The organism is Limosilactobacillus pulli (assembly GCF_947381555.1).
GTDB classification, from domain to species: Bacteria; Bacillota; Bacilli; order Lactobacillales; family Lactobacillaceae; genus Limosilactobacillus; species Limosilactobacillus pulli.
Map to the genome: position 1 here is coordinate 1 of NZ_CANCWQ010000079.1, position 577 is coordinate 577.

The window sequence follows — 577 nt, forward strand, 5'->3', positions numbered from 1 at the left end:
CTCTTTTCCTTTATTACGCCCACGGTTATCTTTTAGTACTTCCCAGTCGCTATTTACTCGGTACTTCCGTACCCAAGAATAAACTCGTTGGTAACTAATATCATACTTCTCTGCAGCCGCTTTATAGTTATTGTTATGTTCAATTGTCCATCGGACAATCTGCTTCTTTTCATCAAAGGTTACTTTTCGTCCCATTTTTCTGACTCGCTTTCTCGTTGTCTGATTAACTCGGAGTTTGTCATTATTGTAACTAATAACCCATTGATGTAGTTGAGAAATATTTCTAATTTGATACTGCTGGAGAATTGCTTGATTAGTATACTTGCCAGAAAGATAAGCTTTTACAGCAGTTAACTTAGTCTCTAATGAGTACTTCTGATTATGCTTAGGTCTAATTAATCCCGCCAATCCAGCGAGTAAGAATTGCTTAATCCACTTACTCATGTTTGCTGGTCGGACACCATGGTAATCGGAGTACACCGTTAAACCATAATCCGATTTCTGATAATCATGAAGTAATTTAAGCTTTTCAATAGTTGAATAACTTACAATGCAAAACACCCCCTAGGATTCACAC

General features: G+C 37.1%; 1 protein-coding gene. It reads right to left on the minus strand.

The features are described 5' to 3' along the window. Positions 1-444 (minus strand): transposase (locus QOS03_RS09215; RefSeq protein WP_283576192.1); only part of this gene is annotated, 444 nt, incomplete at its 3' end. Positions 445-577 lie beyond the last annotated feature (133 nt).